Raw genomic sequence first — 13356 nt, 5'->3', positions numbered from 1 at the left:
GCGCCCTGCGTCAGCGCGTTTTGCGCCAGAACGGAATCACTGCCTTCTGGGGTCCGGTTCGCACAACGCTCTTGATTCAATAATTTATACCAACCGGCGATGAGCAAGACTCATCGCGGTTTGGAATAAGTTGGGGGCTTTGCCCCCAAACCCCCACCGGGGAAGCAGGGCTTCCCCGGACCCCTCCATTCGTTGGTGAACAATCGTTGCCTCTGAGCGGGACGCGCCGTGGTTTTTGGTTGCAGGCCAGCTTTGCTGGCCTGCGAAAACAACCGGGGTATGGACACGCAACCCAAGATCGCCCCGACTGTTCGGCTCGCTCAGCGATCAATGAATGGAGGGGGTCCGGGGGAGCCCCTGGCTCCCCCGGTGGGGTTTTAAAGGGGCAAAGCCCCTTTCATACGGACCTTTAGATGAGTTCCTCTCATCGTCGGGTGGTATTAGAGCACGTCTCGGTTGCCTGGGGTCACAAAGCGACCCCAGGCAACCTAAACGTGCGCTAGCGCGACGCCGGCAGCCAAAGGTGGAAGCGGGCCCCGCCCTGGGCCGTGTTCTCGACCCAGATGCGGCCCCCGAAGTGGCTCATCACCTGACGGCTGATGGCCAGCCCCAGGCCCGAGCCGGTGGGCCGGTTGGGGGCCTCGCCGCCGGCCCGGGCGAACTTGTCGAAAATCATCTCGTGGTCGGCCTCGGGCACCCCGGGGCCGTTGTCGGTGACGCTGACCGCGAACCCGCCGCCGGCCGCCGGGCCGCCGCTGACCACGATGCGCGGCTGCTCGGGGTCGGCGAACTTGGCGGCGTTGGACAGCAGGTTGATGACCACCTGCATCAGGCGGTCGCGGTCCAGCCGGAAGGCGGCCCGGGCCGGCTCCAGGGTCACCTCCACCTGGGCCCGGCGGGCCTGGAAGACGCCCTGGGTGGCGGCCACCGCGTCGGCGATCACCTCGCCCGGATCGATCTCGGAAAGGTGCCATTCGCCGCGCCCGGCCTCGAGCTGGGCCAGGTCCAGGTGCTCGTCGATGAGCCGGGTCAGGCGCTGGCTTTCGCTGACCATGATCGACATGAAGCGCTCGGCCTGGGGGCGCGGCATGTCCGGGTTGTCGACCAGGATTTCCGAGAACGAGCGGATCGAGGTCAGCGGGGTGCGGAACTCGTGGCTGACCACCGAGAGGAAGTCGTCCTTCAGGCGGTCCAGTTCCTTCAGCCGGTCGTTGGCCGCCTTCAGCTCGGCGGCGGCGGTTTCGAGCTGGCGGGATTTCTCCTCCAGGCGCTGGCTGTATTCGATGACGTGGCTGGTCTCGGTCAGGATGGCCATCACCTCGTCCAGGCCGACCGGCTCGCCCTGGGCCACCGAGCCGACCAGCACGCGGGCCGAGGCGGCCCCCACCGAGCCGGCCAGCAGACGCTCGACAAAGGCCAGCAGGTCGGGGTCGGCGGCCTTGATGCGCCGCCAGTTCAGGCCGCGCGCCCGCTCGTAGGCGGCAAAGGCGCCTTGGGCCCGCTCGCGGCCCAGAAAGCGGATGGCCAGATCGAACAGGTCGGCCCCGGTGGCCCGGCTGCCGGTCCACAAGGGGGTGTCGCCGCCGCCGGTGCGCCCGAAGACATCGGTGAACAGCACCGCCTGGATGCGCTCCAGGGCGCCTTGCGGGCTGAACAGCGAAACCAGCACATAGGCCCCGATGTTGACCAGCATCGACCACAGCAGGGCGTGGCTCAGGGGGTCCATGCCGGACAGCCCGAACAGCGCCTCGGGGCGCAGCCAGGCCAAGTCGAAGGGGCCGTCGAAGAGGATCATCGGGTCCAGCCAGTCGGCCCGGGCGAAGGTCGGCACGATCAGGGTGTAGGCCCACATGGCGAAGCCGGCGGCCAGGCCGGCCAGGGCGCCGCGCCGGGTGCCGCCGGCCCACCACAGCCCGCCCAGCATGGCCGGCAGCAACTGGGCGGCGGCGGCGAAGCTGGTCAGGCCGATCGAGGCCAGGGCGTCCGATTCGCCGGCCAGCCGGTAGTAGGCGTAGCCCAGGCCCAGGATCAGCACCACCGACAGCCGGCGGATGCCGAGCAGGATGCCGGTCAGGTCGCCGCGCCCGGCCAGCCCGGGGCCGACCAGCCGCAGCAGCAGCGGCACCACCAGATCGTTGCAGACCATGGTCGACAGGGCGATGGCGGCGACCACCACCATGCCGGTGGCCGAGCTCAGGCCGCCGATGTAGGCGATCAGGGCGAGCAGCTCGTGGTCGAAGGCCAAGGGCACGGTGAGGACGAAAAAGTCGGGATCGGCCTCGCCCGGAAGGCGCAACATGCCGGTCAGGGCGATGGGCAGCACGAACAGGGTCATGGCCAGCAGGTAGGCCGGGAACAGCCAGCCGGCGGTGGCCAGATGGCGTTCGTCCACGTTCTCCACCACGGTCACGTGGAACTGGCGGGGCAGGGTCAGGACGGCGGCCATGGAGAGCAGGGTCAGGGTCAGCCAGCGGCCGCCGCCCTCGGGGTCGAGGGTGAACAGCTGGCGCGCCTCGGGCAGGCGGGCCGCCTCGGCGAACAGGTCGGGGAAGCCGGCGAACACGCCAAAGGTGACAAACAGCCCGACCGACAGCAGGGCCAGCAGCTTGAGCAGCGATTCAAAGGCGATCGCGGCGACCACCCCTTCGTGGTGCTCGTTGGCGTCGATGTGGCGGGTGCCGAAGAGGATGCCGAACAGGGCCATCAGGGCGGCCACCCAGAAGGCGGTGTCGGCGAGCAGGCCGTGGCCGCTGTCGGCCCCCGCCGGCAGGTCGGTGAGCACCGTGAAGCTGGTCGCCACGGCCTTCAGTTGCAGGGCGATGTAGGGGGTGGTGCCGATCACCGCGATCAGGGTGACCAGCATGGAGAGCTGGGTGCTCTTGCCGTAGCGCGAGGCGATGAAGTCGGCGATCGAGGTGATGCGGTGGGCTTTCGAGATGCGCAGGATCTTGCGCAAAACGAACCACCAGCCGAGGAAGACGATGGTCGGCCCCAGGTAGATGGTGATGAACTCAAGGCCGCTGCGCGCCGCCGTGCCGACCGCGCCATAAAAGGTCCACGAGGTGCAGTAGACGGCGATCGACAGGGTGTAGACGACGGGGTTGCGGACCAGGCTGCGCCCGGCCTGGGCCCGGCGGTCGCCGTAATAGGCGATGGCGAACAGCAGCCCGACGCAGGCCAGCGAGACGGCGATGACCAGCGGCGCCGGCAGCATCAGCCGGGTCCGCCCCCGGCACGGCCGCCCGGGTGCGCGGTTTCCTCCGCCTCGGCGGCCCGGGCGGCGGCCAGCAGGCGGCGCGAGACCAGGGCTCCGGCGACGATGGCCAGGGCCCAGACGGTGAAGGCGTAGGCGTAGAGCAGCGGCACCCCGGTCAGCGTGGTGTCGTGGCTGAAGACCAGCAGCAGCGGCGGGCAGAGCAGCAGCAGGGTGAGCAGGGGCAGGACCAGGGCGCGGTCGGCGCAGCGCTTCAGGCGGGTCACGGCCCGCCCTCCGGGGGGGCGTCACCGTCAAGGCCGAGCAGGGCGCGCGCCCGCCTGACCACGTCGCGGGTCGAGAAGGGCTTGGTCATGTAGCCGTCGATGCCCAGCTCCAGGCCCTTGCGACGGTCGATCTCGCGGCCGCGGGCGGTCAGCATCAGGATGCGCATGTGGCGGCAGCGCGGATTGTCGCGCACCGCGCGGGCCACCTCGAAGCCGTCGCAGCCGGGGATCATCACGTCGAGCAGCATCAGGTCGGGCGACACGCTGTCGATCATCTCAAGCGCCGTCGGCCCGTCGCGCGCAACCTTCACGGCAAGCCCGGCCTGCCCCATCAGGAAGCACAGCGACTCAACGATCGGTTCCTCGTCCTCCACCACCAGCACGCAGTGGGCCACGACGCGACACTCCCGGTTTTCCTGTCCGGCCGGCGCGGCGGGGGGATCATATGGGGGGAGCCGCGTCGGCCACGCCCTTTTGGCGGGTCGTTGATCTTGAAAGGCCAAGTCTAATCGTCGCGGGCGGCCTTGTCACGGCGCGGAGTCGGCGAACGGCAGGGCGGCCGGGTGGGCCCGTTGCGCGCAGTCCGGGCGCGGGCACTGGCGGCAGGTCAGGCCGACCGGGGTGGCGGCGGCCGGGGTGTCGAGGGCCAGGCCGTCGGCGTAGACGGTCTGCCGGGCGAAGGCGACGTCGCAGCCGATGAGCACCGAATAGAGCCGGCGCGGGGCGCGGAAGCCGCCGCCCGCCTTGCTCACCGCGCGGGCCACGAACAGGTGGGTGGCGCCATCGGGCAGGCGGGCCAACTGGGTGGTCACGTGGTCCGGGGTCAAAAAGGCCGAATGCACGCACCAGCGCGGGCAGACGCCGCCGAAGCGGGGCAGGCTGAGGCCGCTGGTCGAGAAGCGCTTGGAGATGTTGCCGGCGATGTCGGTGCGCAACAGATGGAAGGGGATGCCCTCGTCGCCCGGCCGGCGCAGGGTGGTCAGGCGGTGGCAGACCTGCTCCCAACTGACCGCGAAGTGCTGTTGCAGAAGCTCGATGTCGAAGCGCACCTGGCGCGCCGTGGCCAGGAACGGGGCGTAGGGCAGCATCAGCGCCCCGGCCGCGTAGCCGATCAGGGCGCGCGCCCCCTGGCGGCGGCTTTCCGGGGTCGACAACGCGGCGTCGTCGAGCAGATGCTCGATCTCGGCCTTCAGTTCCAGCTCGGCGATCAGCCCGGCGGCCAGGAAGCGGCTGCTCGCCGGCGGCAGGGCCTGGGAGAGGGCGAGGCGCCGCCGCTCGGGGTCCCATTGGACGGCGGCCGGGCGGGGCACGGCGGCGCCGTCGGCGGGCACGGTGGCCAGGGCCTCGGGGGCGACCCGCTGCACGGTGACCCCATGGCGGCTTTCCAGATGGCGCATGACGTCGGCCAGCAACAGCCCGCCGGAACGGTCGATGGCCGGGCGCAGGGCCTCGGCGGCGGCTTCCAGCTCGGGGAGGTGGTTGCCCCGCTCGAGCAGGAAGTCCTCCACCTCCTCGCCCGGGGCGGGCTCCGGGTGGCGTCCGGCGCTGGCGTCGAGCAGGGCGAAGGTCTCGCCGACCAGATCGGACAGGGTGTGGCTTTCGTCGACCAGCGAGGCGGTGAAGCGCTGGCGCCGCTCGGCGTCGAGATCGCCGTAGTCCTGGAGGATCTCGGCGAACGAGCGCACCGAGGTGACCCGGGTCAACAGGCGGTGGAAGGATTCGGCCAGCGCCGGGTCGTGACCCAGCCGCTCGACCAGGGCGCCGATCTGGTCCTGGCCGCGCCGGTAGGCCCGATAGAGGGTGAGCAGGGCGCGGGCCAGTCCCGGGGCGTGGGTCAGGGCGGCGGTCATCTCGGCCGCCTCCAGGGGCTCGCCGGCGAACAGCGGGTCGGCGGCGATTTCCCGAAGGTCGGCCAGCAGGCGGCTTTCCGCCTCGCCCGACAGATCGCCCGGCGGCATCTCCAGCGCCTCGGCCAGCCGCCGCAGCAGGGCGCCGCCGATGGCCCGCTTGTTGTGTTCGATCAGGTTGAGGTAGGCCGGCGAGATGCCGGCCCGCTGGGCCAGCGCGGCCTGGGTTTGGCCCAGGGCGCGGCGCCGGGCACGCAGGCGATGGCCCACCGGAGGGGCGCTGGCGGGACTTCGGGCCATGGGCGGATCCTTGGCGCGTCACGAGGGCAGGGGCTTTACAAATTTACATGCTTTATGTCCATCTGGTCCAAAGTTTTACAAAATCCTTGTTCTGTGACAAGGGGTTGTTGATTCCTTTTCAGCCGCCGCCCATAATCCGCCCACGGTTCCCGCGATTGGCGGGCGGCCCTTCAGGGGGTCAGCCCATAAGCCGGGCGACGGGAAAGCAACCGGCCAACCAGCCGGATAACCAACAAAACGAAGGCGCTGGCCGGCCCCCTTGGGGATCGTGACCCGCCCGCCAACAACAGAAGGCGTGTCGCCGGCAACGATCCGGCCAAGCGTCCGCCGATGATGAAAACAGGGACCGTTCCGGGGGTCGCCCCCGTTCCGTCCGCGAGATAAGCCAGGCCTGTCCGACGGTTGCCCCTGTGGGGGTGCCGGGGGGCAGGGTGCGGCTCGGCCCGACTCGGCTCGGGCCTGCCTCCGTCCCGGGGGTGGGCGCGCCGTCGACGGGACCGGTCCGCGCGGCTTGGTGGCGCGGCATGGGTGGCGGCTTTGGGCGCGGTCGGGGCCGGACGGCATGCCGTCGGCCGAGGATCCAAACAGACCCACCACTAGGGAGGCCGACCATGTCGGATGATCGCAACAAGCTGACCGTTTCGCGCCGTGGCCTGATGAAGGGCTCGGTGGTCGCCGGGGCCGCGCTGGCCACCCCGACCTTCTTCACCAAGGGGGCCTATGCGGCCACCTTCCGCAACGATCCGACCAACAGCCCGACCGTCACCTTCGGCTTCAACGTGCCGCAGACCGGCGCCTACGCCGACGAGGGCGCCGACGAGCTGCGCGCCTACAAGCTGGCCGTGAAGCACATCAACGGCGAGGGCGACGGCGGCATGCTCAACACCATGAAGCCGCTGGCCCTCGAGGGCAACGGCGTCCTGGGCAAGAAGGTCGAGTTCGTCACCGGCGACACCCAGACCAAGTCGGACGCCGCGCGGGCCTCGGCCAAGCGGATGATCGAGAAGGACGGCGTGATCATGTTCTCCGGCGGCTCGTCGTCGGGCGTGGCCATCGCCCAGCAGTCGCTGGCCCAGGAGATGGGCGTCGTTTTCATGTGCGGCCTGACCCACTCCAACGACACCACCGGCAAGGACAAGCGCCGCTACGGCTTCCGCCACTTCTTCAACGCCTACATGTCGGGCGCCGCGCTCGGCCCGGTGCTGAAGGACGAGTACGGCACCGAGCGCCGCGCCTACCACCTGACCGCCGACTACACCTGGGGCTGGACCCAGGAGGAGTCGATCAAGAACACCACCGAGGCCCTGGGCTGGGAGACCGTCGCCGCGGTCCGCACGCCGCTCGGCGCCGGTGACTTCTCGCAGTACATCACCCCGGTCCTGAACTCGGGCGCCGACGTGCTGATCCTGAACCACTACGGCAAGGACATGGTGAACAGCCTGACCCAGGCCGTGCAGTTCGGGCTGCGCGACAAGATGGTCAACGGCAAGCAGTTCGAGATCATCGTGCCGCTGTACTCGCGTCTGATGGCGCAGGGTGCGGGCGAGAACGTCAAGGGCATCCTGGGCTCCACCAACTGGCACTGGTCGCTGCAGGACGAGGGCTCGATGGCCTTCGTGAAGTCGTTCGGCGCCGAGTACGGCTTCCCGCCGTCGCAGGCCGCCCACACCTGCTACGTCCAGACCATCCTGTACGCCAACGCCTGCCAGATGGCCGGCTCGTTCGCCCCGCCGCAGACCATCCGCGCCCTCGAGGACTTCGAGTTCGACGGCATGGGCAACGGCCCGACCCTGTACCGCGGGGCCGATCACCAGTGCTTCAAGAAGGTCCTGGTGGTGCGCGGCAACGAGAACCCGACCAGCCAGTTCGACCTGCTCGAGGTGGTCAAGGAAGTGCCCGCCGAGGCGGTCACCTACGATCCGGCCATCTTCGGCGGCGAGCTGGGCCCCTACGAGGTCAGCTAAGACCTGATTTCGGGAGGGGGCCGGGATTCCGGCCGCCTCCCGTCTCCCGACGGTGGGTCCGGCCGCGCCCGTGACAAGGGCGCGGCCGGCGCCTTCCCGGAGGTTTTCCCGCCCTCCGGCGGGCCCCTTTCGCGGCCCTGTCGCCGCTGTTCAACCCAGTCGTTTTCCTCAAGGCCCCCCATAAGGCCCCCCACTAGACGGACCGACCGCATGGACGCCTTTGTGCTGCAAATCCTCAACGGGCTCGACAAGGGCGGCGCCTACGCCCTGATCGCCCTCGGCCTGACCCTGGTCTTCGGCACCCTCGGGGTGGTGAACTTCGCCCACGGGGCGCTGTTCATGCTGGGCGCCTTCTGCGCCGTGGCGGTGGAGAAGCTGCTCACCCTGTCCAAGCAGGTCAAGGACGAGAGCATCACCTTCTTCGATGCCTACAAGGAACAACCCTACCTGGAAATCTGGTGGGGTGATTTCGGGCGGGCCATCATCGACTACTCGGTGCCGCTGTCGATCCTGTTCGCCATTCCGGTGATGCTGCTTTTCGGCTTCGTCATGGAGCGCGGCCTGATCCGCCATTTCTACAAGCGTTCCCACGCCGAGCAGATCCTGGTCACCTTCGGGCTGGCCATCGTCCTGCAGGAGATCATCAAGGCCGCCTTCGGCGCCAATCCGATCCCCCAGGCGGCGCCCGAGCCGGTTTCCGGCAGCGCCAACATCGGCGCCTGGTTCGGCCTGGGCGAGGCCGTGGTCTATCCCTACTGGCGGCTGATCTACCTGTTCTTCTCGCTGTCGGTGATCGGCGGTGTGTTCGCCTTCCTCAACATGACCACCTACGGCATGGTGGTGCGCGCCGGCATGGCCGACCGCGAGACCGTCGGCCTGCTGGGCATCAACATCCAGAAGCGCTTCACCGTGGTCTTCGGGCTGGCCGCCGTGGCCGCCGGCCTGGCCGGGGTGATGTACACGCCGATCCTGCCGCCCGACTACCACATGGGCATGGACTTCCTGGTCCTGTCGTTCGTCGTCGTCGTGGTCGGCGGCATGGGCTCGTTGCCCGGAGCGGTGGCCGCCGGCTTCCTGCTCGGCATCCTGCAGTCCTTCTCGTCGATGACCGAGGTCAAGTCGATCATTCCCGGCATCGACCAGATCATCATCTACCTTATTGCCGTTGCCGTGCTCCTGGTCCGCCCGCGCGGGCTGATGGGCCGCAAGGGTGTGATGGAGAGCTAACGTCCCATGCCCACCACCCCTTCCTTTCCCAAGCTCCAGAGCGAGCTGGCCATCATGGCGGTGTTTGCCGCCGCCGTGCTGACCATGCCCCTGTGGATGGCCCCCTTCGGCGCCGCCTATCCCGACCTTCTGCAGAAGTTCGCCATCTACGGCATCTTCGCCATTGGCTTCAATCTGCTGTTCGGTCTGACTGGCTACCTGTCGTTCGGCCATGCCGCCTTCCTGGGTGTCGGCTCGTATGCCGCCGTGTGGTCGTTCAAGCTGTTCACCATGAACGTGCTGCCGGCGGTCGTCTTCGGCACCCTGGTGGCCAGCCTGTTCGCCGTGCTGATCGGTTTCGTCGCCCTGCGCCGGGCCGGCATCTACTTCTCGATCCTCACCCTGGCCCTGGCCCAGATGTCGTACAACATGGCCTACTCGGTGCTGACCCCGATCACCAACGGCGAGACCGGCCTGCAGTTGACCCAGAACGACCCGCGGATGATCGACCACATGTTCGTCGACCGCGGCGCCGGCCTGCCCTCGACCAACCTGTTCGGCCTTGAGATGAGCGGCTATCCCGGCTTCTATTTCTGCGCCGTGGTGCTGATCATCGCCTTCTTCATCTCGCTGAGGATCTTCCGCTCGCCGTTCGGGCTGAAGCTTCGGGCCATCAAGTCGAACCAGACGCGGATGGGCTACACCGGCTTCAACACCCGGCCGCACCTTTTGTTCGCCTTCATCATCTCGGGCGGCTTCGCCGGTCTGGCCGGCTCGCTGCTGGCCATCACCGACCCGCTGGCCGGGGCCGAGCGCATGCAGTGGACGGCCTCGGGCGAGGTGGTGCTGATGACCATCCTGGGCGGCGCCGGCACCCTGGTCGGACCGCTCCTCGGGGCCGGCCTGATCAAGTACTTCGAGAACATCTTCTCGGCCTTCAACGACAGCACCCTGCACGAGATCTTCGCCTTCCTGCCCGATGGCCTGGAAAGTGTCGTGGTCTTCCTGGTCAGCCCGTTCGTCGGCGAGGGCTGGCACCTGACCCTGGGCGCCCTGTTCATGGTCATCGTGATCTTCCTGCCGGGCGGCATCATGGAGGGCTTGCGCCGGCTCTCCCGGCTCGTCCGCCGGCCCTCCGCCGGCCGCGCCGACCAGCCCCAGACCCAGGAAGGGTGAGCCCGATGAGCACCCAGACCGCACCCGCCACCTCCGCCGCCACCTCCGCCGCCCCGGCCATCGCCCACTCGGCCAGTGGTGCCCCGCTGGTCCTCAACGTCACCGACGTTGAGAAGAACTTCGGGGGCCTCAAGGCGCTGAACAACATCAACCTGCAGATCGAGGAAGGGAAGACCCACGCCATCATCGGCCCCAACGGGGCCGGCAAGTCGACCCTGCTCAACGTCTGCATCGGCCGCATCCCGCCCGATCGCGGGGTGGTCGAGTTCGACGGCGTCCCGCTGACCGGCATGGCGCCGCACGAGATCAACCAGATCGGCGTGGTCCGCGTCTTCCAGACGCCGGAAATCTTCCCCGACCTCAGCCTGTTGCACAACGTCATGATCCCCGCCCTGTCGAAGCGCGAGGGAGCGTTCCGCTTCAACCCGTTCCGCTCGCTGGCCCGGGAACACGAGATCCGGGACGACGCCGAGCACGTGCTGGCCGACATGAACCTTCTGGAAAAGAAGGACCTCGAGGCCGGCAACCTGTCGCGCGGCGACAAGCGCCGCCTGGAGCTGGCCATGGGGCTGGTCCAGCGGCCGCGCCTGCTGCTGCTCGACGAGCCGACCGCCGGCATGTCGCGCCACGACACCAACCGCACCATTGATCTTCTGAAGCGGATCAAGGAGCGGGGCATGACCAAGGTCATCATCGAGCACGACATGCACGTGGTGTTCAGTCTGGCCGACCACATCACCGTGCTCGCCCAGGGCACCATCATCGCCGAGGGAACGCCCGACCAGGTGCGCGGCAATCCCAAGGTTCAGGAAGCCTATCTCGGGGGCGCCCATCTATGAGCACCGACAGCATGAATCCGATCGCCGCCCAGGGCTCGCTGGGCAAGAAGACGCTCAGCAACATCAAGGCCACCGGCACCGACCCGGCCTTCTTCTCGGTCTGGGACGTCCACGCCTACTACGGCGAAAGCTACATCGTGCAGGGGGTCAGCTTCGACATCCGCGAAGGCGAGATCGTCGCCCTGCTGGGCCGCAACGGGGCCGGCAAGACCTCGACCCTGCGCACCCTGGCGCGCACCGACAGCCCGCAGCTGACGCACGGCGAGATCTGGCTCGACCACAAGCCGATCCACTCGATGAGCTCCTATCAGGCGGCCCAGTCGGGGATCGCCCTGGTGCCCGAGGACCGGCGCATCATCCCCGGCCTGTCGGTCGAGGAGAACCTGACCCTGTCGCAGATCGCGCCGCCCATCGGCTGGTCCATCGAGCGCGTCTACGAGCACTTCCCGCGGCTCGGCGAGCGGCGCCGCCAGGAGGCGGTGACCCTGTCCGGCGGCGAGCAGCAGATGCTGGCCATCGGCCGCGCCCTGGCCCGCGACGTGCGCCTGTTGCTGCTGGATGAGCCCTACGAAGGCCTGGCCCCGGTGATCGTGCAGGAGATCGAGCGCATCCTGGAGAGCGTCAAGGATCTGGGCATCACCACCGTGATCGTCGAGCAGAACGCCATCGCCGCCCTGCATCTGGCCGACCGCGCCATCATCATGGACATGGGCGAGGTGGTGTTCGACGGCAGCGCCCAGGAGGTGCTGGACAACGCCGACCTGCGCCAGGAGTATCTGGCCATCTGATACCAACCGGCGATGAGAGGAACCCATCGCCGGTTGGCATGAAAGGTTGGCATGAAAGGGGCTTTGCCCCTTTAAAACCCCACCGGGGGACCAAGGTGGTCCCCCGGACCCCCTCCATTCATTCATTGATCGCCGAGCGAGCCGGGATTTCCGCACCCAGGCCAAGGCCGGCCTGCAAGCGAACCATTGGGAGGGCGATCCGAGGCTGCGCGCCCATTCCCCCGTTGTTTTCGCAGGCCAGCAAAGCTGGCCTGCAACCAAAAACCACGACGCGTTCCGCTCGGAGGCAACGATTGTTCACCAACGAATGGAGGGGTCCGGGGAAGCCCTGCTTCCCCGGTGGGGGTTTGGGGGCAAAGCCCCCAATCAGCCGCCTGAGCGGGCGCCCGGTCCCTAAAGGCTTGACCAAACCGCGATGAGTCTTACTCATCGCCGGTTGGTATGAGGCGGGCCGGCCGCTGCCGGCTCCATACTCACCAGAAATGTTCGAGCCGGCCCAGTCAGGGCCGGCTCGAGCTTTTTTGGGGGCTCAGCCGGCCAGCTCGGCCCCGGGTCGGCTCAGCCGGCCAGCTCGGCAAGACAGGTGCGCGGGTCGGGCAGGGCGACGCGGCGCGGGCGCAGCTCCACATGGGTCACCGTTTCCCGGTCGTGGTCGCGGTAGACGAACACATCGAGCAGGCAGCTCGGACCCTGGTAGTGCCAGACCTGGGCCGGTGGTTCGTGGCGGTTGAGGGTCGGCGGCCCCAGGGCCAGGGCGACGGCGGCGGCGCTTTGGCCGATCAGCCCGTCCGGCCGCTCGGGGCGCAACGCCTGGGGCGGCACCGGCGGCGGCGTCGGGTCGGCGGCCCAGTGGGCCAGCCCCAGGCGGAGCGGGTCGACCCGCCCGGCCAGACCACCGCTGCCGGGCAGCGTGGAGGGGCGCCGCTCGATGGGCGCCGGGCGGGTGGTCAGGCTGGTGGTCGGAGGCTCTTCCCCAAGGGCGCTCGGCGGCGTCGCGGCGGGGGGGGGCGCGGCGCAGGCGGCCAGCGTCAGCAGCAGCGCCGCGCCGGGGAGGGCGTGCCTCATTGACCGCCGGAACGCGAGGGTCCGTCGAGCTTGGTCACGGTGCCGGAAATCTCGCCCCCGGCCTCGATGACGATGCTGCTATAGCGCACCGTGCCGACGATCTGCCCGGTGGAGCGCACGATCAGCCCCTGGCGGGCCGTCAGCTCGCCCTCGAAGCGGCCGGCGATGTCGGCGTTTTCCACCTCGGCGCTGCCCTTGAACAGGCCGCCGCCGCCCACCTCGATGTCGGTGGCGTCGGTCAGGTTGGCGTCCACCCGGCCTTCCACGATCAGCTTGTCGCAGGCGCTGATCTCGCCCGACAACTGGATGTCGCGGCCGACCACCAGACGCTTGCCGTCGCCCGACTCGCCGCCCGGGCGGCTACCCGGGGTGCCCAGGGTGCCGGGGGCGCGGGGCATGGCGAGGCCCGGCCGGCTGGTTGCCGGGGCGGGGATTTCCGGGGCTCGGCGCGGAATCTCCGGGTTGTAGCTGGCCGCCGAGGCGGCGGCCCGGCTGCCATGGGCGCCCCGCTTGGCGAACGGCTTCAGTGGCGGGGTGTCGCCCTTGGCCTCGCCCTCCGCCGGCTTTTGTGCGCCGGGGGCCGGGGGAGTCTGGTCTTCGGGGTCTTCGGGGCTGCCATCCTTGCGCCGGAACATGCTGTCGTGTCGCTCCATCGGGGCCGGCCATCGAGGGGGGCCGGCGGGGTCGTCGA

11 protein-coding genes are annotated in these 13356 nt (G+C 69.1%); 5 read left to right on the top strand and 6 right to left on the bottom strand.

Translation table 11 applies throughout. From position 1 onward, the window contains the following. Nucleotides 1-499 precede the first annotated feature (499 nt). The 4 genes from BLR95_RS04605 to BLR95_RS04590 all read right to left on the bottom strand — a co-directional run bounded on the left by BLR95_RS04605 (nt 500) and on the right by BLR95_RS04590 (nt 5627). A complete protein-coding gene (locus BLR95_RS04605; RefSeq protein WP_092616130.1) occupies nt 500-3214 on the bottom strand; it encodes a sensor histidine kinase in 2715 nt (904 codons plus the stop codon). After that, entirely contained in the window at nt 3214-3480 is a 267-nt protein-coding gene (locus BLR95_RS04600) for a hypothetical protein (RefSeq protein WP_092616128.1), read from the bottom strand. Before BLR95_RS04600 ends, BLR95_RS04605 begins: the two co-directional genes overlap by 1 nt. After that, on the bottom strand, nt 3477-3875 hold the full coding sequence (locus BLR95_RS04595) for a response regulator transcription factor (protein ID WP_092616126.1): 399 nt from the start codon (nt 3873-3875) through the stop codon (nt 3477-3479). The genes BLR95_RS04600 and BLR95_RS04595 overlap by 4 nt, the downstream gene beginning before the upstream one ends. Before the next feature lie 132 nt (nt 3876-4007). Further along, nucleotides 4008-5627, bottom strand: coding sequence for a helix-turn-helix domain-containing protein (locus BLR95_RS04590; RefSeq protein ID WP_092616123.1), 1620 nt, complete (start codon nt 5625-5627; stop codon nt 4008-4010). 611 nt (nt 5628-6238) lie between these two features. Between BLR95_RS04590 and BLR95_RS04585 the strand changes: the two genes are divergently transcribed. The 5 genes from BLR95_RS04585 (at nt 6239) to BLR95_RS04565 (ending at nt 11600) form a co-directional block, all read left to right on the top strand. Continuing rightward, nucleotides 6239-7591 (top strand): substrate-binding protein, encoded by a 1353-nt coding sequence (locus BLR95_RS04585; protein ID WP_176787613.1) that lies wholly within the window; start codon nt 6239-6241, stop codon nt 7589-7591. Between the two features lie 210 nt (nt 7592-7801). Further along, nucleotides 7802-8818, top strand: coding sequence for a branched-chain amino acid ABC transporter permease (locus BLR95_RS04580; RefSeq protein ID WP_092616120.1), 1017 nt, complete (start codon nt 7802-7804; stop codon nt 8816-8818). A 6-nt stretch (nt 8819-8824) separates the two neighbouring features. Continuing rightward, the gene (locus BLR95_RS04575) at nt 8825-9973 is read left to right on the top strand and encodes a branched-chain amino acid ABC transporter permease (RefSeq protein WP_092616117.1); all 1149 of its coding nucleotides are present in this window, start codon (nt 8825-8827) and stop codon (nt 9971-9973) included. 5 nt (nt 9974-9978) lie between these two features. Beyond that, on the top strand, nt 9979-10812 hold the full coding sequence (locus tag BLR95_RS04570; protein ID WP_092616114.1) for an ABC transporter ATP-binding protein: 834 nt from the start codon (nt 9979-9981) through the stop codon (nt 10810-10812). After that, a complete protein-coding gene (locus BLR95_RS04565) occupies nt 10809-11600 on the top strand; it encodes an ABC transporter ATP-binding protein (protein WP_245689240.1) in 792 nt (263 codons plus the stop codon). Before BLR95_RS04570 ends, BLR95_RS04565 begins: the two co-directional genes overlap by 4 nt. Nucleotides 11601-12158: 558 nt before the next feature. Here the strand turns inward: BLR95_RS04565 and BLR95_RS04560 are convergent. After that, nucleotides 12159-12665 (bottom strand): hypothetical protein, encoded by a 507-nt coding sequence (locus BLR95_RS04560; RefSeq protein ID WP_092616111.1) that lies wholly within the window; start codon nt 12663-12665, stop codon nt 12159-12161. After that, entirely contained in the window at nt 12662-13300 is a 639-nt protein-coding gene (locus tag BLR95_RS04555; RefSeq protein ID WP_176787611.1) for a bactofilin family protein, read from the bottom strand. The genes BLR95_RS04560 and BLR95_RS04555 overlap by 4 nt, the downstream gene beginning before the upstream one ends. Between the last annotated feature and the right edge of the window lie 56 nt (nt 13301-13356).

This window comes from Roseospirillum parvum (assembly GCF_900100455.1).
In the GTDB taxonomy this organism is placed as follows: domain Bacteria; phylum Pseudomonadota; class Alphaproteobacteria; order Rhodospirillales; family Rhodospirillaceae; genus Roseospirillum; species Roseospirillum parvum.
The sequence above is the reverse complement of the archived record's forward strand: the minus strand, read 5'-3'. Positions and strand labels throughout refer to the sequence as shown.